21 protein-coding genes and 1 tRNA gene are annotated in these 25,166 nt (G+C 65.5%); 17 read left to right on the plus strand and 5 right to left on the minus strand.

Annotation, left to right across the window (positions count from 1 at the left end; all coding sequences use genetic code 11):
• Positions 1–179 precede the first annotated feature (179 nt).
• From D4Q52_RS24670 to D4Q52_RS24685, 4 genes are read left to right on the plus strand one after another with little or no spacing between them, the layout of a single operon-like run.
• The gene (locus D4Q52_RS24670) at positions 180–1,049 is read left to right on the plus strand and encodes a branched-chain amino acid ABC transporter permease (RefSeq protein ID WP_119859230.1); all 870 of its coding nucleotides are present in this window, start codon (positions 180–182) and stop codon (positions 1,047–1,049) included.
• A gap of 2 nt (positions 1,050–1,051) precedes the next feature.
• Positions 1,052–3,586 (plus strand): branched-chain amino acid ABC transporter ATP-binding protein/permease, encoded by a 2,535-nt coding sequence (locus D4Q52_RS24675; protein WP_119859231.1) that lies wholly within the window; start codon positions 1,052–1,054, stop codon positions 3,584–3,586.
• Positions 3,583–4,815, plus strand: a complete 1,233-nt coding sequence (locus D4Q52_RS24680; RefSeq protein ID WP_119859232.1) for an amidohydrolase family protein — start codon at positions 3,583–3,585, stop codon at positions 4,813–4,815. Before D4Q52_RS24675 ends, D4Q52_RS24680 begins: the two co-directional genes overlap by 4 nt.
• Before the next feature lie 39 nt (positions 4,816–4,854).
• Positions 4,855–6,033 carry an amidase gene (locus D4Q52_RS24685; RefSeq protein WP_119859233.1) on the plus strand — a complete coding sequence of 393 codons (1,179 nt, stop codon included), beginning with the start codon at positions 4,855–4,857 and terminating at the stop codon, positions 6,031–6,033.
• A 28-nt stretch (positions 6,034–6,061) separates the two neighbouring features.
• Here the strand turns inward: D4Q52_RS24685 and D4Q52_RS24690 are convergent.
• Positions 6,062–6,138 (minus strand) — tRNA-Arg (locus tag D4Q52_RS24690).
• Positions 6,139–6,396: 258 nt separating this feature from the next.
• On the opposite strand from D4Q52_RS24690, the gene D4Q52_RS24695 reads away from it, so the two are divergent.
• Both D4Q52_RS24695 and D4Q52_RS24700 read left to right on the plus strand, forming a co-directional pair.
• Positions 6,397–6,843 (plus strand): hypothetical protein, encoded by a 447-nt coding sequence (locus tag D4Q52_RS24695; RefSeq protein WP_119859234.1) that lies wholly within the window; start codon positions 6,397–6,399, stop codon positions 6,841–6,843.
• A 68-nt stretch (positions 6,844–6,911) separates the two neighbouring features.
• Positions 6,912–7,787 carry a DMT family transporter gene (locus tag D4Q52_RS24700; protein WP_119859235.1) on the plus strand — a complete coding sequence of 292 codons (876 nt, stop codon included), beginning with the start codon at positions 6,912–6,914 and terminating at the stop codon, positions 7,785–7,787.
• 414 nt (positions 7,788–8,201) lie between these two features.
• On the opposite strand, the gene D4Q52_RS26320 is transcribed toward D4Q52_RS24700, so the two are convergent.
• The 3 genes from D4Q52_RS26320 to D4Q52_RS24710 all read right to left on the minus strand — a co-directional run bounded on the left by D4Q52_RS26320 (position 8,202) and on the right by D4Q52_RS24710 (position 10,481).
• Positions 8,202–8,492 (minus strand): hypothetical protein, encoded by a 291-nt coding sequence (locus tag D4Q52_RS26320; RefSeq protein WP_147407851.1) that lies wholly within the window; start codon positions 8,490–8,492, stop codon positions 8,202–8,204.
• Positions 8,493–8,576: 84 nt separating this feature from the next.
• Positions 8,577–8,918, minus strand: coding sequence for a hypothetical protein (locus D4Q52_RS24705; RefSeq protein ID WP_119859236.1), 342 nt, complete (start codon positions 8,916–8,918; stop codon positions 8,577–8,579).
• 99 nt (positions 8,919–9,017) lie between these two features.
• Positions 9,018–10,481, minus strand: a complete 1,464-nt coding sequence (locus D4Q52_RS24710; protein WP_119859237.1) for a cryptochrome/photolyase family protein — start codon at positions 10,479–10,481, stop codon at positions 9,018–9,020.
• A 109-nt stretch (positions 10,482–10,590) separates the two neighbouring features.
• Here D4Q52_RS24710 and D4Q52_RS24715 point away from each other — a divergent pair, with 109 nt between their 5' ends.
• Together D4Q52_RS24715 and D4Q52_RS24720 are read left to right on the plus strand one after the other, a co-directional pair.
• Entirely contained in the window at positions 10,591–10,989 is a 399-nt protein-coding gene (locus D4Q52_RS24715; RefSeq protein ID WP_119859238.1) for a DUF2177 family protein, read from the plus strand.
• Between the two features lie 370 nt (positions 10,990–11,359).
• Complete coding sequence (locus tag D4Q52_RS24720) at positions 11,360–11,935, plus strand: hypothetical protein (protein WP_119859239.1); 576 nt, start codon at positions 11,360–11,362, stop codon at positions 11,933–11,935.
• Between the two features lie 197 nt (positions 11,936–12,132).
• Here D4Q52_RS24720 and D4Q52_RS24725 read toward each other — a convergent pair whose 3' ends face one another.
• Complete coding sequence (locus D4Q52_RS24725; RefSeq protein WP_119859240.1) at positions 12,133–13,977, minus strand: alkaline phosphatase family protein; 1,845 nt, start codon at positions 13,975–13,977, stop codon at positions 12,133–12,135.
• 158 nt (positions 13,978–14,135) lie between these two features.
• Between D4Q52_RS24725 and D4Q52_RS24730 the strand changes: the two genes are divergently transcribed.
• The 9 genes from D4Q52_RS24730 to D4Q52_RS24770 all read left to right on the plus strand — a co-directional run bounded on the left by D4Q52_RS24730 (position 14,136) and on the right by D4Q52_RS24770 (position 24,794).
• On the plus strand, positions 14,136–16,151 hold the full coding sequence (locus tag D4Q52_RS24730; protein ID WP_119859241.1) for an acetyl-CoA carboxylase biotin carboxylase subunit: 2,016 nt from the start codon (positions 14,136–14,138) through the stop codon (positions 16,149–16,151).
• Between the two features lie 79 nt (positions 16,152–16,230).
• Positions 16,231–16,527 carry a nucleotidyltransferase family protein gene (locus D4Q52_RS24735; RefSeq protein ID WP_119859242.1) on the plus strand — a complete coding sequence of 99 codons (297 nt, stop codon included), beginning with the start codon at positions 16,231–16,233 and terminating at the stop codon, positions 16,525–16,527.
• A gap of 32 nt (positions 16,528–16,559) precedes the next feature.
• A complete protein-coding gene (locus D4Q52_RS24740) occupies positions 16,560–16,877 on the plus strand; it encodes a HepT-like ribonuclease domain-containing protein (RefSeq protein WP_234831321.1) in 318 nt (105 codons plus the stop codon).
• A 165-nt stretch (positions 16,878–17,042) separates the two neighbouring features.
• A complete protein-coding gene (locus D4Q52_RS24745; protein ID WP_119859244.1) occupies positions 17,043–17,342 on the plus strand; it encodes an acylphosphatase in 300 nt (99 codons plus the stop codon).
• Between the two features lie 598 nt (positions 17,343–17,940).
• Entirely contained in the window at positions 17,941–18,912 is a 972-nt protein-coding gene (locus D4Q52_RS24750) for an ABC transporter permease (RefSeq protein ID WP_119859245.1), read from the plus strand.
• 61 nt (positions 18,913–18,973) lie between these two features.
• Positions 18,974–19,996 (plus strand): sugar ABC transporter substrate-binding protein, encoded by a 1,023-nt coding sequence (locus D4Q52_RS24755; protein WP_119859246.1) that lies wholly within the window; start codon positions 18,974–18,976, stop codon positions 19,994–19,996.
• A gap of 99 nt (positions 19,997–20,095) precedes the next feature.
• The gene (locus D4Q52_RS24760) at positions 20,096–22,213 is read left to right on the plus strand and encodes an ABC transporter permease (protein ID WP_119859247.1); all 2,118 of its coding nucleotides are present in this window, start codon (positions 20,096–20,098) and stop codon (positions 22,211–22,213) included.
• On the plus strand, positions 22,210–23,301 hold the full coding sequence (locus D4Q52_RS24765; RefSeq protein WP_119859248.1) for a hypothetical protein: 1,092 nt from the start codon (positions 22,210–22,212) through the stop codon (positions 23,299–23,301). Before D4Q52_RS24760 ends, D4Q52_RS24765 begins: the two co-directional genes overlap by 4 nt.
• The gene (locus tag D4Q52_RS24770; protein WP_119859249.1) at positions 23,298–24,794 is read left to right on the plus strand and encodes a sugar ABC transporter ATP-binding protein; all 1,497 of its coding nucleotides are present in this window, start codon (positions 23,298–23,300) and stop codon (positions 24,792–24,794) included. Before D4Q52_RS24765 ends, D4Q52_RS24770 begins: the two co-directional genes overlap by 4 nt.
• The last annotated feature ends 372 nt before the right edge of the window (positions 24,795–25,166 follow it).

The following is a 25,166-nucleotide window of genomic DNA, read 5'->3' on the forward strand; positions in this document are numbered from 1 at the left end:
GCACATATGGATGCAAGCGATCCGATCAGACTCAAAATCCCTTGTGGCTTGGGGGCCGTCCACATATGGATTCCGGGCTCGCGCGGAGCCTGTCATCGGGCCGGGCAAAGGCCGGACCCGGTGGCGCGCCCCGGAATGACGAACGATAGTTTGTAGTAGCGACAACTCCACGGGTCCCCATGCTCGCTTCCGCCATCATCTCGGGTATCGGCCTCGGCAGCATGTATGGGCTGATCGCGCTCGGCTTTCACATCACCTATGTGGTGTCGAGCACCGTCAACTTTGCGCAGGGCTCGGCGATGATGCTGGGCGCCGTGCTCGGCTACACGTTCGGCATTCGCTACGGCTGGCCGATGCCGATTGCGGTGCTGACGGCGCTGGCCTGTTGCGCGCTGGTCGGGCTGGTGATCGAGCGCCTGCTGGTGCGGCCGTTCGTGGCGCGGGGCTCGAACGCCTGGCTGATGGCGACGGTTGCGGCCGGCATCGTGCTCGACAACATCGTGCTGTTCACCTTCAGCAAAGAGCCGCGCGGCTTTCCGTCGGTGCTGGCGAGCCAACCGATCCGTATCTTCGGTGCCGGCGTCTATCCGCTACAACTCATCATCCCGCTGGTCGGCATCGGCTGCGCGCTGGCGCTGCATCTATTGCTACGCCACACTCGGCGCGGCAAGACGCTGCTCGCGGTGGTGCAGAATCCGGATGCGGCGCGGCTGATGGGCATCAACGTCAACCGCACCATCGCCGTGTCCTTCATGGCCTCGACTGCGCTCGCCGGTCTCGCCGGCATCCTGATCGCGCCGCTGTTCAGCGTCAGTTCGGAGATGGGCACGCTGTTCGGCATCAAGGCATTCGCGGTCGCGATCCTCGGCGGCATGGGCTCCGCCTGGGGCGTAGTGATCGCCGGGCTGGTCTATGGACTGATCGAGGCGCTGGTCACTTCGTTCCTCGGCTCGGTCTACACCCAGATCGTGGTGTTCTCGGTCGTCATCCTGGCGCTGGCGCTGATGCCGAACGGCCTGTTTGGCCGCGCCGCGATCAACAAGGTCTGACCATGCAGCCGCGATCATTTTGGCGCTCCTACGCCACGCCAGCCGCGATCCTGCTGCTGACGCTGGTCGCGGCGCTCTACGCCGCAAAGGCTGAGGGCTACGCGCCGTTCGTGCTGGCCATGGTGGCGCTGACCTGCGTGGTCGGCGTCGGTCTCAACATCCTGGTCGGCCTCACCGGGCAGATCTCGCTCGGCCATGTCGGCTTCTACGCGATCGGCGCCTACACGGTGGCGATCCTGACGCTGCAGGGCATCAGCTTCTGGCTGGCGCTGCCGCTGGCCGGCCTGATCGCCGGCGCCATCGGCCTGTTGCTGTCGCTGCCGGCGCTGCGCGTCACCGGGCCGTATCTGGCGATGATCACCATCGCGTTCGCCTTCATCGTGCAGCATCTCAGCATCGAATGGCGCGGCGTCACCGGCGGCTCCAACGGGCTCATGGGGCTGCCGCCGCCGGTGATCGGCGGTCACGTCTTCACCGAACGCGAGATGGCATTGCTGGCGATCGCGCTGGCCGGCGCCGCGACGTACTTCTTCCATCGGCTCGCCGGCTCGGCGTGGGGCAGGGCGATGGTCGCTGTGCGCGACGCCGAAGTCGCGGCGCGCTCGATCGGCCTCAATCCGGTCACCGTCAAAGCCGCGGCCTTCATGCTGTCGGCGGTGTTCACCGGGCTCGCCGGCGGCATCTTCGCGTCGCTGCTCGCTTTCGTGGCGCCGGACTCGTTTCCGTTCTCGCAGTCGATCCTATTTCTGTTCGCCTGCATCGTCGGCGGCGCGGGTTGGGTGTTCGGTCCGGCGGTCGGCGCGGCCATCACCGTGGTGTTGCCCGAATTGCTATCTCAACTCGCCGAATATCGGCTGCTGTTCTTCGGCGCGCTGCTGCTGGTGGTGTTGTGGCTGGCTCCGGAGGGCGTGCTCGGCACGCTGGCGCGACTGGTCCGGCGCGCCGATCCGCGGCCGGCGACGCCCGGCGATGTCGGTGCTTACTTGGCGAATGCGGGGCTCAGCGATGCGCTCGAGGTGGCGGATATCGGCATCAGCTTCGGCGGCATCAAGGCCGCGTCGAACGTCTCGTTCGCGGCGCAGCCCGGAAAGGTCACCAGCGTGATCGGCCCAAACGGCGCGGGCAAGACCACCGTGCTCAACATGATCGGCGGTTTCTACAAGCCGGACAGCGGCAGCATCCGGCTCGGCAGCGAGGACCTCGCCGGCGCGCCGGCCTGCCGCGTGGCGCGTGCCGGGATCGGCCGCACCTATCAGACCACCAAACTGTTCGACACCATGAGCGTCGTCGACAATGTGCTGATCGCGATGCGCGGAGGCAAGCTGGGCTCGATGCTGCGGGGGGCTGCGAGCGCTGCCGATGAGGCTGCCGCCGAAGCGTTGATCGCCTTCGTCGGTTATCGCGGGCCGCTGGCTGCGATCGCCGGAGACCTGCCGCATGTCGACCGTCGCCTCGTCGAGATCGCCCGCTCGCTGGCGATGCGGCCGCGCGTGCTGCTGCTCGACGAGCCGGCCGCCGGGCTGATGGCGTCCGACAAGGACGCGCTCAGCGGCCTGCTGCGGCGGATTGCCGATCTCGGCATCGCCGTCATCCTGGTCGAGCACGACATGCGGCTGGTGATGGGCATTTCCGATCACATCGTGGTGCTCGACGCCGGCACGCCGATCGCAGCCGGCACCCCGGACGTGATCCGCCGCGATCCGAAAGTGCTGGCGGCCTATCTCGGCGGCGCCGAGATGCGCGCGCGCGGTCGCGACGCGCCGTGGGACGGCTCGCGCGATTCCGTGTTGACCGCGATCAATCTCGTTGCCGGCTATGGCGCCGCGCCGGTGTTGTCGGAGCTCAATCTCGAAGTCCGGCCTGGCGAAATGGTCGCGGTGATCGGCGCCAACGGCGCCGGCAAGTCGACGATGATGCGCGCGCTCGCCGGCCTGCTGCGCCCGGTCGATGGCGACGTCATTCTTAACGATCAGCGCATCGACAAGATCGCCGCGCATCGCATCGCCGCGCGCGGTCTTGCGCTGGTGCCGGAAGGGCGGCAGGTGTTTCCCGAACTCAGCGTCTACGACAACCTCGAACTCGGTGCCAATACGCGGCGCGATGTGGACTACGCGGCCGAGATCGAAGCTGTGCTGAAGCGCTTCCCGCGGCTGCGCGAGCGGCTGCATGGCCGGGCAGGGCTGTTGTCCGGCGGCGAGCAGCAGATGCTGGCGATCGCGCGCGGGATGATGGCCAAACCGCGCATCCTGCTGCTCGACGAGCCGTCGCTGGGCCTCGCGCCGGCGATGATCAACGAACTCTACGACGTGCTGGCCGATTTGCGCGACGAGGGCACCACCATTCTGCTGGTCGATCAGATCGCGGTGCTGGCGCTCGCGGTCGCCGACCGCGGCTACGTGATCGACAGCGGCAGGATCGTCCGCGACGATAGCGCCGCCGCGCTCGCCAGCGATCCCGAAGTCGAGGCCGCGTATCTCGGCCATGTCGACGCCGCACCGGCGCGGCCGCTTCCCACTGCATCAGGAGTTTCGTCGTGACCTTCGATCTCATTCTCCGCAACGCCGCCATCGTTGATCTCGAGGGTCGCGCCGATATCGGCATTCAAGCCGGGCGCTTTGCGGCGATCGAGGCGGGGCTGCCGAACGACGGCGCGCCGGAGCAGGATTGCGGCGGGCGGCTGGTGGTGCCAGGCTTCGTCGAGACGCATATCCATCTCGACAAATCCTGTCTGCTCGGCCGCTGCAATTGCGAGATGGGCACGCTCGACGAGGCGATCGCCGAGGTCGTCAAGGCCAAGAAGGCGTTCACGGAGGAGGACGTGTACCAGCGCGCGTCGCAGACGCTGGAAAAGGCGATCAAGCACGGCACCAACCGCATCCGCACCCATGTCGAGGTCGATCCGCGTGTCGGCCTCACCAGCTTCCGCGCGCTGAAGCGCCTCAAGGCGGACTACGCCTGGGCGGTCGATCTGCAGCTCTGCGTGTTTCCGCAGGAGGGCCTGCTCGACGATCCGGGCTGCGACGAGGTGATGCTGCAGGCGCTGCGCGAAGGCGCCGACGTGGTCGGCGGCGCGCCCTACATGGACAAGGATTCGCACGGCCAGATCGGCCGCATCTTCGCGATGGCCAAGGAGTTCGACGTCGACATCGACTTCCATCTCGATTTCGGCCTCGACCCGGCGCATCTCGATCTCGACGAAGTCTGCCGTATGGCGGATGCGATGAGGTGGGGCGGCCGCGTCGCGATCGGCCATGTCACCAAGCTGTCGGCGATGCCGAGCGCCGCGTTCGAGGCCGCGGCGGACCGTCTTGCGTCCGCGGGCGTCGCCGTTACCGCACTGCCGGCGACAGATCTGTTTCTCACCGGCCGCGACAGCGACCATAACGTGCCGCGCGGCGTCACGCCGGCGCATCGGCTGCGCGCACGCGGCGTCAACGCCAACATCTCGACCAACAACGTGCTCAATCCCTTCACGCCGTTCGGCGACTGCTCCCTGATCCGCATGATCAACCTCTATGCCAACGTGGCGCAGGTCGGCGCCACCGCCGAGCTGTCCGGTTGTCTCGACATGGTGACGTCGGCTTCGGCGCGACTGCTGAATCTGAAGGACTACGGCATCGCGATCGGCAACCCTGCCGATCTCGTCGTGCTGGATTGCGCCACCAAGGCGCAAGCGGTGTGCGAGATCGCGCAGCCGCTGTTCGGCCTCAAGCGCGGCGTGCGGACATTCGACAAACCCGCCGCGATGTTGCACAAGCCGAACTGACTTTCGCCGCGACGAGATGAAGACACTGACGGAGACGACATGCCGGTCGACGACACGCTGAATGCATTCTGTGCGCATGGATTGATCGAACGCCAGACGCAGCAGCAGGGGCCTTTGGCCGGGCTCACTTTCGCGGTGAAGGATTTCTTCGACGTTGCCGGCGTGCCGACCGGCGCTGGCAGTCCGGAATGGCTGGCGACGCATCCGGTCCACGAGCACTCGGCGCCGGTGGTCGATCGTCTGCTCGAGGCCGGCGGCAAGATGGTCGGCAAGACCCACACCGACGAGATGGCGTGGAGCCTCAACGGCGAGAACGCGCATTACGGCACGCCGATCAATCCGGCCGCGCCGGGCCGTATTCCGGGCGGCTCGTCGAGCGGCTCGGCGGCGGCGACCGCCGGCAAGCTGGTCGACTTCGCGCTCGGCTCGGACACCGGCGGCTCGGTGCGATTGCCGGCGAGCTATTGCGGCATCTACGGCATCCGCACCACGCATGGCCGCATTCCGCTCGACGGCGCCGTGCCGCTGGCGCCGAGCTACGACACCGTCGGCTGGTTTGCACGCAGCGCCGAACTGATGGCGACCATCGGCAACGTGCTGCTCGACAACATTCGCACGCCGCGGCGGCCGTCGCGTGTGCTGATCGCGCAGGATCTGTTCGCCGCGATCGAGCCGCGCGTCGCCGAAGCGTTGCAGCCGGGCCTGGCACGGCTGACTGCGCTGCTCGGAACGCCGACCCCGGTCGATGTCGTCGGCGACGACCGCGCGGCGTGGCGCAATGCGTTTCGCGTGCTGCAGTCGCGCGATGCCTGGGCGGCGCATGGCGCTTGGGTCACCGAGGTGAAGCCTTCGTTCGGCCCGGGCATCAAGGAGCGCTTCGCCGCTGCAGCCGTGCTCGATCCCGCCGAGGTCGCTAAGGCCGAGGCCCTGCGCGAGCGCATCACCGCCAAGATGCTGGAACTGATCGAGGACGCCGTGCTGATCGCGCCGACCGCGCCCGGCATCGCGCCGCTGCGCAATTCGTCCGGTGATGCGCTCGAAGCCTTCCGCGCCCGCTCGATCGAGCTACTTTGTCCCGCAGGCCATGCCGGCCTGCCGCAATTGTCATTGCCGCTGGCGACGCTCGACGGCTGTCCGCTCGGCCTGTCGCTGATTGGCGGCCGCGGCAGCGACGAGGATCTGCTGGCGATCGCGGCCGAGCTCGAGCGGGCGGGGTAACCGCGCTTCCTGCCGGCGATGGCGGAATTGGCGCGCTCGGAAGGATTCGAACCTCCGACCCTCGGAATCGAAATCCGATGCTCTATCCAGCTGAGCTACGAGCGCCTGGCCAAGGCTCCGGCCGCGATGCGGTCGGATCAGGGGCGATTACAGCATTTCGCGGCTGATTCACAGGGGGCGAGGGGCAATTGCCCAGCTTTCGGCGGCCCCGGGGGCCGGCGCGGCCCGGGCGGCCCAAGTTCTGCCCACGTTTTGGCCGGAATGGCATGCTTAACGGTTCGCAAACATTGTGAAGCCAGAGTGTGGGCTTGACGGTGCCGCGTCGCCGTTGTCCTGTCCTTTCGACACGATTGCCGATTGTCCATGCGAAGATTGCTTCCGCTGCTGCTGCTCCCTGTGGTGCTGATGGTGTCGCCGGCTCGCGCCGATCTGCGCATCACCCGCGACCACGGCGGCTACGTCACCGAGTACAAGGCCAAATACGAGCGCATCCGGGATCGCCGCGAGCGGGTGATCATCGACGGCATCTGCAATTCGGCCTGCACGATGGTGTTCGGAATCGTGCCGCTGAACAAGATCTGCGTCACGCCGCGCGCCAGCCTCGGCTTCCATCTGGCCTATTACGACAAGGCCTTCACCTTCGGCATCAAGGTCAACAGCTCAGAGGGCACCGACGAGCTGATGGGCTATTACCCGCAGCCGGTGAAGGACTGGATCCGCCGCAATGGCGGCCTCACCAACGAGATGAAGAAGATCAAGAACGGCATGGACCTGTGGCGGATCGTCGATCCGTGCCCCGAGGATTTCTGAGCTGAGCGCTGCGGCGCACTGACGCATTTTCCATTGCGGGGCGTCGGCCGATCGGGCACTCAGGCCGCATGACATCCCCCACCGATCATTGGGCCGCGCGCGCGGCGCCGGCCATCTTCGTGGTGCTGTGGAGCACCGGCTTCGTCGGCACTAAATACGCGCTGAGCGGCGCCGAGCCGCTGACCTATCTGACGCTGCGCATGATCCTGGTGGTGGCGCTGCTGGCGATCATTGCCTTCATCGCCCGGCCGCGCTGGCCGAACCTCGCCGGCATGGGCCACAGCGTGGTCGCCGGGCTGCTGGTGCACGGCGTGTATCTCGCCGGCACTTCGATCGCGATCGCACATTCGGTGCCGGCCGGGCTGTCGGCGCTGATCCCCGGGCTGCAGCCGGTGCTGACCTCGACGCTGGCCAATCGCTGGCTCGGCGAGCGCGTCACGCCGCAGCAATGGCTCGGCCTGGCGCTGGGGCTCGGCGGGGTGGTGATGATCATGCACAACCGCACCATCAGCGGCGACGCCGGCTGGGGCTGGCTGGCGTCGGGCTGCTCGCTGATCAGCATCACGCTCGGCACCTTGTATCAGAAGCGGTTTTGCAGCGGCATCGACTGGCGTGCCGGCAACATCATCCAGTTCCTCGCCGCGATGGCGCTGGTCGGCATCGGCGCGCTGCTGTTCGAGACCCGCGAGGTGCGCTGGACCGCGGAGTTCGTGCTGGCACTGAGCTGGCTGGCGCTGGTGCTGTCGATCGGCTCGATCGGCCTGCTGTACTGGCTGATCCGCCGATCGGCCGCGACCTCGGTGGCGAGCCTGTTCTATCTGGTGCCGGCCGTCACCGCCTTGATGGCCTTCGTGCTGTTCGACGAACGCCTCGACGCCATCGCCATCGCCGGCATGGCGATCTGCGCCGCCGCGGTGTTGCTGGTGAACCGGGCGCGCGCGTAGCAGGGCGTCCCCCAAAGATTTGCCGGCATCCTTGCGGCCTCTTAGCGGGCCGGGAGCGGTCGGCCGTCGCCGCCCGGGATCGGGATTGCGAGCCACGACCGCAGGAGCCAGCTTCGCCAGCAAGCTGGCTGACCAGGCATTGACCCCGCCGATTGCCCGGCGGTGACCTGTCCCGCTTTCAAGCGCCTTCACACACAGGACATCGCGGACTACAATCCTTACAGGAATTTTATCGCGATGGTCCGTGATGCCTGATTGGTCGCCTGGATGCAGCGAAGTCTGTAGCCTGGATGCAGCAAAGCGAAATCCAGGACAGCGATCGCGGATCGTTAGCCGGCGCGTTGTCAATCGCGACCCTCGATTTCGCTTCGCTTCATCGAGGCTACGGGGGCGGTCGACAAGCGACTCGGCCATTCACTGGTCGAAGCCCGGACGCAGCGAAGCGAAATCCGGGGCGGCGCCGGCGCTTCGCGCGACACCGAGCGTTTCAATCTGCCATCCTCGATTTCGCTTCGCTTCATCGAGGCTACCGGGGCAGTCGACAAGCGACCCGGCCATACACTGGTCGTAGCCCGGATGCAGCGAAGCGAAATCCGGGGCAGCGCCGGCGCTTCCCGCGACGCCGAGTGTTTCAATCTGCCATCCTCGATTTCGCTCCGCTTCATCGAGGCTACAGGGGGGCCAGTCGATAAGCGGCTCGGCCATACACCACTCAGCAAAAAGCCTCCGGGTGGAAGCGCCGGAGGCTTTTACGGTGATCTCGGCAGCGCCGGAAGCGGCGCGGCGGGCTTACTTCTTGGCTTTTTTGCCGGCCTTCTTCGCAGACTTCTTGCTGGCCTTCTTGGCCGAGCTCTTGGCGGCCTTGGCTTTCTTTGGCGCCTTCTTTGCAGACTTCTTGGCGGTCTTCTTGGCGGTCTTCTTGGTCGCCTTCTTGGCGGGGGTCTTGGCGGCCTTCTTGCCAGCCTTCTTGGCCGGAGCCTTCTTCGCCTTCTTGGCGGTTACTTTCTTGGCGACCTTCTTGGCTGCCTTGCTGGCGGCCTTGCGGGCCTTCTTGACCACCTTCGTGGCTTCTTCGGCGGCGTTGCCGATAGCGTCCGTCACCTGATCGATCAGCGGCTTTTCGTCGTCCATGTCGTCCCCCAAGGGTTTCAAAACAGGTTTGCAGAAGGTCCAGACGGAACCGACGATAGCCGATTCGCGACTGTTAGTAGCGATACTAAGCGAAGTTGTTCAACGTTGGCGCGTTTTGGCGTAGGCCGCAAGCGCCCGTTGGCGCGCCACCTTGTGGTCGACGATCGGCGCCGGGTAGTTGCCGTCCAGCGTGACGCCCGCCGCGGCGAGTTCGACCGGCGTCGCGCTCCACGGCTGGTGGATGAATTTGTTCGGCAGCGCGGCGAGTTCGGGCACCCAGCGTCGCACGTATTCGCCCGCGGGGTCGAATTTTTCGCCCTGCAGCACCGGGTTGAACACGCGAAAATACGGGGCCGCATCGGCGCCGCAGCCGGCGACCCACTGCCAATTGGCCGGATTGCTGCCGGGGTCGGCGTCGACCAGCGTGTCCCAGAACCATTGCTCGCCGAGCCGCCAGTCGATCAGCAGATGCTTGACCAGGAACGACGCCACCACCATGCGGACGCGGTTGTGCATCACGCCGCAGTGCCAGAGCTGGCGCATCCCGGCATCGACGATCGGATAGCCGGTGCGGCCGCGCTGCCAGGCCTTCAGCGCAGCGTCGTCGCTGAGCCAGGGAAAATCGTCGAACGCGTGCTGCAGATTGCGCGCGGCGAGGTCGGGATGATCGGCCAGCAGATGCCGGCAGAACTCGCGCCAGCCGATCTCGCTGAGGAATTTGTCGACGTCGGCGGCGATCGCCGGCCGCTCCGCCGCGGCGAACCGCGCTGCGTACCAGACCTGCCGCGGCGTGATCTCGCCGAACCGCAGATGAGGGGACAGCGCCGATGTCGCGTCGCGATCCGGGCGGTCGCGTCCGGACGTGTAGCCGGGCATGGCTTCGAGCACGGCGCCGAGCTTGTCGCGCGCAGCGTCTTCGCCGGCCGTCCAGGTGTCGCGCAGGCCGCCCGCCCAGTCCGGCTTGGTCGGCTCGAGTTGCCAGGCTGCAATCTCATCGCTCGGCACCTCGGGCCCGTTGCGCAGCCTCGCCGGCGCCGGCAGCGGCTTCGGCGGATCGCCGAGGCTGAGCACGCGGCGCCAGAACGGCGTGAATACGCGTAGGCCGCGGCCTTCCTTGGTGCGGATCGTGGCGGGAGGCGCGAGCAGGTCACTGCGATGTCGATGATGCGCGATGCCGGCGATGCTGAGCGCTTCGGCAAGGTCGTCGGCGACGGCGCGGTCCGGCGCGATCTCGATCTCATTCCAGTGCACCGCGGCGGCGTCGAGTTGGCGCGCCAATGCGGCGACGATCTCGGCGGCCGGCCCGCGGCGCAGGATCAGCGCCCCGCCACGTCCACGGAGCGAGGCGGCGAGCGCGCGCAGCGACTGCGCCAGCCACCAGCGCGATGCGCCGCCGAGTTGCCGTGCCTGCGGTGGCCGCAGCTGCGGGCTTTGCTCGTCCAGCACGTAGATGCAGATCAGTGGCGCACCACTGGCAGCGGCTTCATACAGCGCGGGGTGATCGGACAGTCGCAGGTCGTCGCGAAACCAGACGATGGCGGGGCGGGATGCGGCTTTGGCCATGCGGATCCATTGGATGAAGATATTGCGGTGGCACGCTCGGCAGCGGGCTTGAAACCGAACAGGAAGTGAAGCGTATTGAAGATGATGCGGCTAATTGCGGGAGGCTGACGTGAAGCGGTATGGGGTTCTTTATGTGGCGACGTTTCTGGTTCTGATTCCGCTCGATTTCCTCTTCCTCGGAACGATAGCCAAGAGCTTCTTCAACGCACAGGTCGGCGAAATGCTCGGCCCGGTCCGGCTGGCGCCGGCAGTTATTTTTTACCTGCTGTACATCGTCGGCATCCTGGTATTCGTAAATGGATCAGCGACGGCGACGTGGCAATCCGCGTTGTTGTACGGGGCTCTGTTCGGATTGTTCTGCTACTCGACCTTCGAACTCACCTCGCTGGCGCTGCTGAAGCATTGGACCTGGCCGGTGGTCGCGGTCGACATCTCATGGGGCATGTTCGTCACCGCGGTGTCCGGTTCACTCGGCCTGCTGCTGGCCGATTGGTGGTCGCCGCGTTGAGCGGCGACATGAACAAATCGACAGGATTAGTGATCAGGCCGCAGGCCTGATCCGGGCCGCCAATCTGCACGGCGCGACGATGTCTCCGCTGCGGCTTTGCGCAGGCCGAGTGCGGTTGAACCTTTGCGGTTGCCGCTGCGACAGCGTGTTTACCAATTGCCCCGAGAAAGCCTTGGCTGCGCCCCAACGCCGCCGGAGCGGCTTGCGATCTCATCGTTGGTGACCGCGCGGTCACTGCGACCCGATTGCAACGCTGTTGATAACTCAGCAGCCGCCGACGCGGAACTCGCGAGCCACGACGATAGCTTAACTGAGCGTTTACGCCGGCGTGGAAATGCTGGTCGACAACCAACATGATGAGTTAAGAAACATGACTGCCGCTGCCCTGGCCGACGAGATCGGCATCGAACCCCACCGGATTTCCGACCGCTATGGCGCCGCACAGGCGCTCGGTATCGTCCGCGACGGTGTGATCACCGGCGAGGGACCGACGACGCGCGGCAGAGTCCACTTCTCGCGCACGCTCGACACGGCCGATGCCGCCTGGTGTGTGCGCATCCTCACAGCTGCGGCGGTCGAGAACCAGCCGATCAGCCGCGCCGAATGCGAGGCGCTGTTCGAGATCAACGCCGCCGCTGCGGAGCGCAAGGACGACGGCCGTTTCGACGATCTGTTCGCCAAGGCGGTGGTGCATCACGCCGCCGCGGCCTCGGGTCTGCCGGTACCGTCGCGCAGCGTCGCGCTGGCGCCCGACACCGAGATCGAGTCCTGGGCGCCGACGCAGGCGGTGGGCGTCAACACCGAAGTGCTGGAATGGATCGGCCGCCAGATGCGCGGCAGCGCCCGGCCGAACAACCGCACCCTGATGCGCATGGTCGCCACCCTGATCGGCGTCGCCACGTTGCCGCTGATCCAACTGCCGAACGTTTTCGATCTGGGGATGTAGGTGCTTCGTCATGGCCGGGCTTGTCCCGGCCATCCACGCCTTGACGCGCGTCGAAGGACTTTGACTAGGGCTCGTCATTGCGAGCGAAGCGAAGCAATCCAGCGCAGTGCACGGGACTGGATTGCTTCGCTTCGCTCGCAAAGACGGCCAACATGACGGGCAAGGCTGTGTCAGACGCATCTTGAAACGGCGGGGGATTACTTCCCCGCCGTTTTCTTTTTCGCAGCGGTGTCATCGAGCCCAAGCGTGCGGCCGGGGAAGCCGGCGGCGTCGAAGTAGCGCTGGTCGCCGACGCGCTGGAAGGCCAGCACGGTGCGCAGGCCGTTCGCCGGCTTGGAGCGCAGCACGCTGGACGTGGCCTTCGGTGTCGCGCCGTCCGGCATCGCTTCGGTCATCACCCGGCCGACCAGGCTGCCCTTGTTGGTCGGCGTCAGGCCGAGCAGGTGCGCGGCGGTGAAGCCGACGTCGGCGTTGCTGACGGGCAGGGGGTCGGTGAAGCCGGCCTTAAAGCTCGGGCCGATCGCCGCCATGAAATTCATGGTGTCGCCGCGGCTGAACGAGCCGTGCATGCCCTGGCCCTGGCGCAGCACGGTGTCGGCGACTTGCACCGAGCAGGTGGTCGGTTCCGCGCAGCCCGACGCGTAGGAGCGGAAGTTGACCACGATCGCCGGCGTCGGCGTCCGCGCCTGGCCCTTGAGATTGAGCGCCGACATCGGCAGCGTGCCGGGGAAGCTGCCGAGCGCATCGTCGACGAACAGGCCAGAGACGTAGTCCTGCTTGAGCAGCGCCGTGATGGTCCGCGCCGCCAGCTTCTTGTCCTTGGTCGGCAGATAGATCAGGTCCGAGCCGCCGTTGGTGGCAACGACGAGGTCAGGCTTGGTCGGATCCTTGCCGAGCACGCCGTTGCCGAATTTGGGGTGGGCCTCGGCACCGACCGGCTTGTTGCCGTCGTTGGGGTCGGACAGCGGCAAGTCGAGCGCCTTGGCGAGATCGAGCGCGAGGAAGCCCATCGGCAGGAAGCCTTCGGGCGTATCCGCATAGGTCACCTTCGCGGATGGGCTGGTCTTGCTCTCCTTGGAGATCGTCGAGAAGCCGTGATCGGCGGAGACGATGATGTTGGTCGAGGCGGCGAGCCCGAGTTCATCCAGCGCCTTGCGAAGCTGGGCGAGGTTGTTGTCGGCGTTGCGGATTCCCGCCATCGAGGTCGGGCCGTTGATGCCCGGAACGATCTGGTTGAGGCTGTCGCCGTGGTTGTGCTGGCTGCCGTCCGGATCGCGCGACCAGAACACCAGCACGAACGGCTTGCCGCGCTCCTTGAACAGCGGCAGCACCACCTTGGTGGCGACATCCGCGAAATAGGCCTGCTGCGGGATGTTGGCCACCACCGTGCCCGGCGTCTTGGCATCGCCGGCCTTGGCATTGTCGCCGCGCGGCGGCGTTGCGGCCGGCAGCCCGGCCTTCTCCAGCGCCGCCTTGATCTCGTCGGACAGCGGGACGCCCTTCGGCGTGCCGGTGGAGTCGTCGAACACCACTGAATGCAGGCCGGGCTGGTCGGCGCGGTCGGTGTGGTCGAACAACAGCGTCGGGCCGACCTTGCCGAGTGCGGCGGTCGAGAGGCCCTTGTCGCGGGCCAGCTTCAGCAGCGTCTCCTCGTTGAGGTAATTGCCGTCGAAATGATTGTCGATGTCACCCAGCACGTCGTCGTTTTCAATGAACGGAACCACGGTGTTGCCGGCCGGGACGGACGGATAGCCGGTGTAGATCGTGTTGCTGAAGGTGCCGGTGTCGCCGAGATAGTGGCCGGTGGCCATCGCCGAGCTGTTGGCCATGGTGAAGGTGGGAAACAGCGAGTGCGAATTCCGGAAATTGACCCCCTGGTCGCGCAGTGCTGCCATGGTCGGCGCGGTTTCCCGCGTCACGGTCAATGCCCGCAGCCCGTCAGGGATGAACAGAATCAGGTTGCGAGGCTGGCCGTTCTGGGCGAAAGCGGAGGCTGTCGACAGGAGGACGACGCCTGCCGCGAGTGTGAGAATGCGACGCATGGATATCCCTCAGGCTGGAAAACGGGGGAGCCGGCGACGCACCCCTTCGCATTAACTAGTTTTCCTCGGCGACAGAATTGTTACAAGCACAGCGCAATGCCGATTGCCGTCCCGGCCGGGAGGGCAGAACCACCCCCAAGGTCGCAAGCAACAAGAACATGTTCAAACGCATTCTGATCGCCAATCGTGGCGAGATCGCCTGCCGGGTCATCAAGACGGCGCGGCTCATGGGTATCGAGACGGTTGCCGTCTATTCCGAAGCCGACCGCGACGCGCTGCACGTCGAGATGGCCGATCAGGCGGTGCTGATCGGCCCGGCCGCGGCGGCCGAGAGCTATCTGGTGATCGAGAAGATCGTCGAGGCCTGTAAGAAGACCGGCGCCGAGGCAGTGCATCCCGGCTACGGCTTTTTGTCCGAGCGCGAGGCGTTCCCGCGCGCGCTGGCCGACGCCGGCATCGTGTTCATCGGCCCGAACCCCGGCGCGATCGCGGCGATGGGCGACAAGATCGAATCCAAGAAGGCCGCTGCCAAGGCAAAGGTCTCGACCGTGCCGGGCTATCTCGGGGTGATCGAGGACGACAAGCACGCGGTGAAGATCGCCGACGAGATCGGCTATCCGGTGATGATCAAGGCCTCGGCCGGCGGCGGCGGCAAGGGCATGCGCATCGCGCATTCGACCTCTGAGGTCGCCGAGGGCTTCAACCTCGCCAAGGCGGAAGCGAAAGCCTCGTTCGGCGACGACCGGGTCTTCATCGAGAAGTTCATCGTCGACCCGCGCCACATCGAGATCCAGGTGCTCGGCGATAAGCACGGCAACGTGATTTATCTCGGCGAGCGCGAATGCTCGATCCAGCGCCGCAATCAGAAGGTGATCGAGGAAGCCCCGTCGCCGCTGCTCGACGAGGTCACCCGCCGCAAGATGGGCGAGCAGGCGGTGGCGCTGGCGAAAGCCGTGAACTACGACTCCGCCGGCACCGTCGAGTTCGTCGCCGGCCAGGACAAGAGCTTCTACTTCCTCGAGATGAACACCCGCCTGCAGGTCGAGCACCCGGTCACCGAGATGGTCACCGGCATCGACCTCGTCGAGCAGATGATCCGCGTCGCCGCCGGCGAGCAGCTGCAGATCGAGCAGAAGGACGTGCATCTGACCGGTTGGGCGGTGGAGAGCCGGGTCTATGCCGAGGATCCGTTCCGCAACTTCCTGCCGTCGATCGGCCGCCTGGTGAAGTATCGCCCGCCGGCCGAGAGCAGCTTCGACGGCGTCACCGTGCGCAACGACACCGGCGTGCAGGAGGGTGGCGAGATCTCGATGTTCTACGACCCGATGATCGCCAAGCTGGTGACCCACGGCCCGTCGCGCGCCGCGGCGATCCAGGCGCAGGCGCATGCGCTGGACGCGTTCTACGTCGACGGCATCCGCCACAACATCCCATTCCTGTCGGCGCTGATGACGCATCCGCGTTGGCGCGAGGGCAACCTCTCGACCGGCTTCATCGCCGAGGAATTCCCGCAAGGCTTTGGCGCGCGGGCGCCCGAGGGTGAAGTCGCCCGCCGCATCGCCGCGGTCGGCGCCGCGATCGACCGCGTCATCGGCGAGCGCAAGCGCAAGATCTCCGGCCAGATGATCGGCCGCGCTGTCATCCGCGAACGCCGCCGCTGCGTCTGGCTCGACCGCACGGAAATCCCGCTCGACGTCATCCGCGAGGGTGAAGGCTTCGTGGTCCGCTTCCTTGAGGCCGACGGCTCGCTCGGCGCGTCGCATCAGCTGCTGTCGTCATGGATCCCCGGCGAGCCGGTGTGGGAAGGCACGCTCGACGGCCACCCGGTGGCGATGCAGGTCCGGCCGATCCCGAACGGCTTCCGGCTGGCGCACCAGGGCTACGAGGTCGCCGTCAACGTCTTCACCGAACGCGAGGCCACCGCGGCGCGCTGGATGAAGGAAGGCGACAAGGCCGACACCGGCAAGAAGGTGCTGTGCCCGATGCCGGGCCTCGTGGTGTCGATCGCCGTGACCGAAGGCCAGGAGGTCAAGGCCGGCGAAACGCTCGCCGTGGTCGAGGCCATGAAGATGCAGAACGTGCTGCGCGCCGAACGCGACGGCCAGATCAAGAAAATCCACGCCGCCCCCGGCGCCACGCTGGCGGTCGATGCGGTGATCATGGAATTCGCGTGATTTAGCTAACGGCGGAGTGGCATCCGCCGTCCGGATGTCACTTTTGCCCTTTGTCGTGCATTTATGATAGGGTTCGGCGATGCACCGAGCCGAAGCTGTGAAACGATTGCGTGCGTTCACCCGCGCTCTCAAAGAGCGCGGGGCGACCGCACTTTATCTGTTTGGTTCAACGTCCCGCAGTGAAGCGAACGCTCACAGCGATCTCGATCTGTTCTTGGACTACAATCCCCGGAGCAAGTTCAACGCCCTTGATCTGATCGCTGCCAAGCGGATGCTTCGGAACGAGTTGGGCGTCGATGTGGAGCTCACCACGCGAAACGGATTGCATCCCTTGATCCGCAAGAAGGTCGAAGCGGAGGCCATTCGGGTTTTCTAATGGTGCGTCCCCCGCTGCTCCGCATTTATGGCATGCTGGAAGCCATCAAGGGGATCGAGGACGCCATTCGCGACAAAAGCTATCGCGATTATCAAAGATCATGGGTGCTGCGCTCTGCACTGGAGCGCGGCATCGAGATTATCTCCGAAGCCAGTCGAAGCCTCGGCCCTAAACTCAAAGCGCGGCACAAGAACGTTCGATGGAAAGATATCGCCGGCATCGGCAATATCCTACGTCACGAGTATCAGCGCGTCGACGATCGTATCATCTGGAATGCGGTGAAGAATGAGCTTCCGCCGCTGAAGCAGGCGCTGCTCGCGTTGCAGGCGTCGCTGGCGGATGAAGACTAGACACGGATACAATTTTCTTTTGGCGGCGAACGCGAGGTTATTGCCTTGCGCGCTGGCGCTTGTCAGCACTCCGGCAGGCAGTACGATGGATGACTTCATGGACCGCGCCACTCGCGCCGAGCTGGCTTGCGAGCGCGCCGCGCAATGTCTTGGATTGGCACGCGAATGAGCTCCACGATCCGCCACGTCATGATCCGCGGCCGCGTCCAGGGCGTCGGCTATCGCGCCTGGGTGGCGATGACGGCGCAGGCCAAGGGCCTCGAAGGCTGGGTCCGCAACCGCCGCGACGGTAGCGTCGAAGCGACGTTCGCCGGTGAAGATGGTGTCGTCGCCGACATGATCAGCGCGTGTCATCGCGGCCCGTCCGTCGCGCGCGTCGATGCGGTGGTGGTGGAAGAGGCGGGCGCCGATCTGCTGACTCAGCGGAACGCAGGCGAGCGGTTTTCAATTTTGCCGACCGTGTAGTTATTAGCGCGCGCTGCAGCCTCGCAAACGCCGAGACGTCGCTCATTTGAATGTGCCTCACCTCGTCATGCCCGGCCCTGTGCCGGGCATCCACGCCTTGCTGAGGGAAATGCAGAAAAGGCGTGGATGGCCGGGACAAGCCCGGCCATGACCAACTCATTTCAACTTCCAATCGAATAGAGATTCCAAGTTTCGTCTCCGTCATTGCGAGCGAAGCGAAGCAATCCAGCCTCGTGCATTGCGCTGGATTGCTTCGTCGCGGAGCCTGTGCTCGGACGGCGCGAAGCGCCGATCCGGGTGCTCCTCGCAATGACGGGGCGAAGTCTTGCGTACTGTCGCTGCGACTTGATTTGTTGTCGCTTGGCGGTGATTGCGTGCGCCGGTGCAACGCCGGCTCTTGATCCGTCGCTCGTTTTATCATCGCGTATCGCCAACCTGTGATTGTCGCAGCTGTCCTGATCGCGCAACACGCCTTCGCGCTTGAAGATCTGTCCTCGATGCGGTGCACAAACACGCGAGCTGTTAGTGCGACAATTTGGCTTGCAATTAGTAAAAGGACGGGGGAGGATCAGCTAACTAAAAAGACGCAAGGCTTGGGATGGCGCTCAGTCGGGTCGGTCAGCAGGGCATCGTGCTCGGCATCTTTGCCGTCATGTTTGCTGCATTCGTCGTGTTTCTGCCGGGCTTCTTCACCACCGCGAACATGCTGACGCTGCTGCAGAACGTGTCCGTTCTCGGCATCCTCGGCCTGGCGATGGCGATCGTGGTGATCGGCCGTGGCATCGATATTTCGCTGATCGCGGTGCTAGCGGTGCCGCCCGGGCTGGTGCTGCAAATGGTGCAGGACGGCAGTTCGCTGCCGGTTGCGCTTTCAGTCGCGCTGTTACTTGCGGTCGCGTTCGGCGTGTTCAATGGCTGGCTGATCGCCTATGCCGAAGTGCCGGCGCTGTTCACCACGCTGGCGAGCGGGCTGTTTCTCGCCGGCTTCGGCCAGGCGGCGCTGTTCAAGCTCGATGTGGTGCAATGGAGCCCCGGCATGCAGGGCTTCGAATGGCTGGGGCAGGGGCAGTTGCTCGGGGTGCCGCTGCCGATCATCGTGTTCGGGCTGGCCTGTCTCGCTGTCGCGTTCCTGCTGCGTAGTACGCGGCCCGGCGCCTATATCTATGCGGTCGGCGACAATCCGAACACCGCGCGCGTCACCGGCATTCCGACCCGTCCGATCATCGTGCTGCAATACGTGCTGGCGGCGCTGATCGGCTGCTTCGCCGGGCTGGTGATGGCCTCGTCGGTCAACAGCATGCCGACCCGCATCTTCAACTCGACGATGATCTACGACGTCATTCTGGTCGTGGTGCTCGGCGGCATCGGCCTGTCGGGCGGCCGCGGCGGCGTGCTCAACGTGGTGATTGGTACGCTGCTGATCGGCACCATGCTGAATGGCATGACGATCATGGACGTCTCCTATTCGGGGCAGAATCTGGTGAAGGGCGTCGTGCTGCTGATCGCGGTGATCGCCGATTCCTTCGTCAATCCGCGCAACGAGGAGACCGCCCAGCAGGGCGATATCTGACGAATCCGAAAAGCTACGGCGAGCAACGCCGGGCAAGCACCAGGGATCAAGGGAGGTGACCATGTCGGTTCAACTGAAGCGCACTGCATTGCGGCTGATGATGGCCGCGACGGCGGTGGCGGCGATGGCGCTGCCGGTGCGCGCGCAGCAGGGGCTCGACGAGCCGTTCCAGGGGCCGTTCAAGGCCGCGCTGGCCGGCAAGACCGTCGCCTATATTCCGGTGGCGATGAATTTCGACCTCACCGAAGGCTGGTTCGCCGGGGTCAAGCGCGAGCTCGAGCCGTTCGGCATGAAGGTGATCGTGCGCGATCCCAACTGGAGCACCAGCGCCGGCGCGCAGGCGCTGACCACGCTGATCTCCGAGAAGCCGGCAGCGATCATCGTGCATAATCCCGACGTGCAGACCTATGCCAAGCTGCTGCAGCGCGCCGAGAAGGAAGGCATCTTCATCATCCAGATCAACATGGGCTCGGTGTATCGCAGCTCGGCCTTCGTGGGCGCCAACTGGATCGAGGTCGGCGAGCGCGCCACCGAGGCGGTGGTGAAGGCCTGCGAGGGCAAGTCCGGCAAGGTCGCCATCATGCAGGGCGCGCTGTCCGCGGCGACGTCGGCCTACACGCTGAAGGGCGTCGAGAACGTGCTGGCCAAGAACCCGAACATCAAGGTGGTGTCGTCGCAGGCGGCCGATTGGGACGCCGCCAAGGCCAAAGCGATCACCCAGACGGTGCTGAAGCAGAACCCGGATCTGTGCGGCATCGTCGGCTTCTGGGACGGCATGGACATCGGCACCGCCGCGGCGGTGAAGGAGGCGGGGCTCACCGGCAAGGTGTTCCTGGCCACCTCGGGCGGCGGCGAGCGCAAGGGCGCCTGCGAACTGGTGAAGTCGGGCGCGTTCGATCTCGATCTCAGCTACGACGTGCCGATCCAGGCCGCCGACATGGCGGCGATGATTAAATGGTTGCTGTCCTCCGGCGCCAAGCCGGGTGACGTCAAGGGCTCAATCTACACCACGCTGATCCCGATCACCAAGGACAACGCCGGCTCCGATACGGCGTGCTGGAATCTCAGCGACCTGAAGAAGTAGCGCACGCGTCTCCGATCCCGGCGTCGCCCGCATTGCGCGAGCGGCTGCTGCGGGCGCGCGCGCCTGCCCATCGGCGACCCTTCCAGTCCAGCGGGCCCCATGCAAGAAGCTCTCGTCAAATTCAAGTCGCGCTACTGGCCGGATCATCTGCTCGGCGAAATCCTGTCGAAGCGCTGGACCGAAACCGCGATCCCGATGATCGTGCTGATCGTGGTGGCGGTCGCGCTCAGCCGCGCGATCCCCGGCTTCCTGTCGCCGGCGTCGCTCGGCGACACCGCGCGGCAGGCCGGCGAGATCGGCTTTGTCGTGCTCGGTATTGCGCTCGTCGTGATCGTCGGCGGCATCGACCTGTCGGTCGGCTCGATGTTCGCGCTGTGCGATTTCTGCGCGCTGTATTGCCTCAACGTGTTGAACTGGCCGGTGCCGGCGGTGATCGTCGCCACCATCGCGTGCGGTGCGCTGCTCGGCAGCATCAACGGCATCCTAATCGGCTATCTGCGGCTGCGGGCCTTCATCACCACGCTGATCACGCTGATCATCTTCCGCTCGGCCTATGATCTTTTGCTGGTCGGCAATTCGGTCAAGATCGCCTCGTCGATGCCGGACTTTCCGTTGTGGGATTTCATCGGCGGCGGCGACGTGTTCGGCATCCCGAGCGTCGCGCTGCTGTATGTCGCGGTGGCGATCTTCGGCCACATTTTCCTGACGCGGCTGCGGCCGGGCTGGCACATCACCGCGATCGGCGGCTCGCGCCGTTCGGCGTATAATTCCGGCATTCCGGTTCGCCGCACCATCGCGCTGTGCTACGTCGCCAGCGGTGCGCTCACCGCAATCGGCGCGCTGTTCTTCGCCGCCAGGCTCGGCACCGTGGGCGGCGACGTCGGTATCGGCCTCGAAGTCACGGTGCTGACCGCGACCGTGCTCGGCGGCATCACGCTCGGCGGCGGCAAGGGCTCGGTCGCCAAGGCGCTGGCGGGCACGCTGATCGTGCTCCTGATCACCAATGGCCTCACGACGCTGTCGGTGCGCGGCGGCTACAACCGCATGGTGCTGGCGTCGATCCTCTTGGTCGCCGCGATGATCGACATCCGCTGGCTGAAGAACCGCAACCGCATCATCAGCAAGGTCTATGTCGCGCCGGCCTATCACTACCTGCCGCCGCCGCCGCCGACCGAGATCGGCCAGGGCGGCCCGTTCGAGCAGAACGACAAGCTGCGCGACGTCTCTCTAATCGGCCTCGGCAAGATCGAGGCGCCCGAGGACGTCATCCTCGACCGCCACGACAATCTCTATGCGGGGTCGCGCCACGGCGACATCATGAAGTTCCACGCGCCTGACTACACCCGTATGGAGGTGTTCGCGCATATCGGCGGCCAGCCGCTCGGCATGGCGTTCGACCGCAACGATAACCTTTACTGCTGCATCGGCGGCATGGGGCTGTATCGTATCGCGCCGGACGGCAAGGTCGAGAAGGCGACTGACGAGACCAACCGCAGCCTGTGGTCGGTCAACGACGACAGCCGGCTGCGGCTTGCCGACGATCTCGATATCGCCGACGACGGCCGCATCTTCTTCTCGGAAGCCACCGTGCGCTACGAGATGGACGAGTGGCCGGTCGATGGCCTCGAGGCCCGCGGCAACGGCCGCATCATCTGCTACGACCCGAACACCAACACCACGCGGACCGTGCTGCGCGGGCTGAAATTCCCGAACGGCATTGCGATTGCCAGCGACCGGCAGTCGATCCTGTTCGCCGAGACCTTCGGCTGCTCGATCAAGCGCTATTGGTTCGATGGGCCGAAGTCCGGCACCGTCGAGGTGGTGATGGACAACCTGCCGGGCTATCCGGACAACATCAATCTCGCTTCCGACGGCAATTACTGGCTGGCGCTGGTCGGCATGCGCTCGCCGGCGCTCGATCTTGCGTGGCGGATGCCCGACTTCCGCCGCCGCATGGGCAAGCGGCTGCCGGTTGACGAGTGGCTGTTCCCGAACATCAACACCGGCTGCGTGGTCAAATTCAACGAGCAGGGCCAGATCCTCGAATCCTTCTGGGATCTGTCGGGCGCCAATCATCCGATGATTACGTCAATGCGCGAGCATCGTGGCCATCTGTATCTCGGCGGCATCGCCAACAACCGCATCGGCCGCTACAAGCTCGCCGGCGCCGATCCGAACTTCGTCCAATACGACAAGCGATGGGGAAAACAATCATGATCCCGGCGCTTCGCGAATTCGCGCATCGCTTCCTCGGCCGCGGCGAGGGCGCCATCACGGTGCCGCCATTCGATGGCGCGCTGAAGCCCAATCAGGCACTCGAACACGCCGAGATCATCGCCACCGTGCCGACCGCGGAAGATCTCGCGACCGATGGGACCACGCTCTACGTCGCGGATGGCAACGCCGTGCTGCGGCTGGACGGTGAGTCGTTCGTGTCGGTGCGGCAGTTTGATCAGCCTCTGACAGCGTTGTGTGTGCTGCCGGATGGCCGGCTTGCCGTTGCATTGGCGGGACGTGAAGTGCGCGTGTTTGCGCCGGGCGATAGCAGCGAGGTTGTGATCACCGGCGCCGGCATGACGGCCGTCAACGCGCTGGCGCCGGGGCGAGGCGGCGCGCTGCTGGCGACAGACGGCTCGACCGAACTGCCTTATGCGGAGTGGGGCCGCGATCTGCTCAGTCGCGGCCGGAGCGGACGACTGCTGTCGATCGATGCGGCGTCCCGCAAGGTGGACGTCGTGGCATCGGGCCTTCGTTACGCCTTCGGTGCGGCAGTGGCGGGCGATACGACGCTGGTCAGCGAGAGTTGGCGGCATCGCCTGGTCGCGGTGAGCGGCGACGGCAAGGTCAAGCCGGTGTTCGATCATCTGCCGGTGTACCCTTCGCGGCTGACGGCGGCGCCGGGCGGCGGGTTCTGGCTGACGGCGTTCACGGCGCGGACGCAACTGATCGAATTCGTGCTCCGCGAGGCCACCTATCGGCGCCGGATGATGGCCGAGATCGATCCGGAATTCTGGATCGTGCCGCGGCTCACTGCGGGACACTCGTTCCGCGAACCGATGCAAGGTGCGCATCTGAAGACCATGGGCGTCATCAAGCCATGGGCACCGCCACGCTCCTATGGCCTTGTCGTTCGACTCGGCGCCGACTACGGGCCCCAGTACTCACTGCACAGCCGCGTCGACGGCACCAATCACGGTGTGGTTGCCGCGGTTCAGGTTGCAGACAGCCTCTACGTCCTCGCCAAGGGGCCAGGCCGGCTGCTGCGATTGAAGCTCTCCGACATCCAAGGCGGGGCCGGCGCATGACCGAGAACGTTCTGGAATTCCGCAAGGCGACCAAGCTGTACTCCGGCGTGCCGGCGATCGACGGCGTCGACTTCCAACTGCGCCGCGGCGAGATCCACGCGCTGGTCGGCGAGAACGGCGCCGGCAAGTCGACGCTGACCAAGGCGATGGCCGGCGTGGTGACGCTGACCTCGGGCACCATGCTGGTCGACGGCAAGGAAGTCGCGCCGAAGACGCCGCTGGAAGCGCGGCATCTCGGCATCGGCATGGTGTTCCAGGAGAACAGCCTGGTGCCGACCATGACGGTGGCGCAGAATCTGTTTCTCGGCCAGGAGAAATTCTACAACCGGCTGCGCGGCATCTACATCGCGGCCCAGCAATTCCTGCAGTCGCTGAATTTCGACGTGACGCCGACCGCGACCGTCGGGATGCTCGGCGCGGCGCAGAAGCAGATGGTCGAGATCGCCCGCGCGGTGCTGCATCAGGCCAAAGTCATCATCTTCGACGAGCCGACCGCGACGCTGACGCCGGAGGAGAAGAAGTACTTCTTCGATCTGGTGCGCGATCTGAAAAAGCGCGGCGTCTCGATCGTGTTCATCTCGCATGCGCTGGAAGAAGCGCTGCTGCTGGCGGATCGCATCACCGTGCTGCGCGATAGCAAGCACGTGGTCACCGACGAGGCTCGCAACTTCGATCGTGACCGTATCGTGCAGGCGATGGTCGGCCGCGATTTGTCGAACACTCTGTACGGCGGTCGCAAGGCGACGGTGCGTCCCGCTGGCGAGCGGATGCTGACCATCCAGAACCTGAAGCTGGCGCCGATGGTGAAGAACAATTCGCTGTCGATCTTTGCCGGCCAGATCACCGGCGTGTTCGGGCTGGTCGGCGCCGGGCGCACCGAGACGTTCAAGATCGCCGCCGGCGTGCTGAAGCGCGACTTCTTCCACGGCGGCGAGATCCTGCTGCGCGGCGAGCCGGTGCGCTACCGGGTGCCGGCGCCCGCGGTGAAGGACGGCATCGCCTACATCACTGAGGACCGTAAGGTCGAAGGCTTCTTCGAGACGATGTCGATCGCCCGCAACGTCTATCTCGGGCTGCTCGCCAAGTTTCCGCGCGGCCGCTTCCTGCTGTCGCGGTCGGAGGCGCAGGCGAGCGGGGAGAGCTGGATCAAACGGTTGAACGTCCGGGCGATCAGCACCAGGGCCAAGGTGGTCGAACTGTCCGGCGGCAATCAGCAGAAGGTTGTGATTGCCAAATCACTCGCGCAGGACCCCAGCGTGGTGATCTTCGACGAGCCGACCCGCGGCGTCGATGTCGGCGCCATTGTCGAGATCCACGACCTGATCAACCGCTTGGCCGACGAGGGAAGGGCAGTGGTGGTGATCTCGTCTTATCTGCCGGAGATTCTGGCACTGTCGGATCGCATCCTGGTCAGCCGGCAGGGCAAGGTGGTCGAAGAATTCTCCAGTCTGGACGCGACCGAGGAGAAGATCATGTACGCCGCCATTCACTGAGCGGCCCGGACCTGGAGCTATTCTGCATTCGATAGAACCACCGCCGTCATCCTGAGGTGCTCACTAGGCCGCCGGCCCAGTGAGCCTCGAAAGGATGGGCCGCGAGCGCCTTGGCCGCATCCTTCGAGGCGCGCTGCGCGCGCACCTCAGAGGCTGACTCAAAACTAAAGCCGACATATCAGCCACATTTTCCGGTCCGCCAATTTGCTCACAAACTCCGTCATGGCCGGGCTTGTCCCGGCCATCCACGCCTTTGCTGCATCTCCTTCAGCAAGGCGTGGATGCCCGGCACAAGGCCACTGCTGTCCGGTTTAAGTTGGAAGGCAAAACTGCGAGTCGTGTGAGTCACTTACGGCTGTTCCGCCGTCACTC

This window comes from Rhodopseudomonas palustris (genome assembly GCF_003591005.1).
Classification (GTDB): Bacteria; Pseudomonadota; Alphaproteobacteria; order Rhizobiales; family Xanthobacteraceae; genus Rhodopseudomonas; species Rhodopseudomonas palustris_K.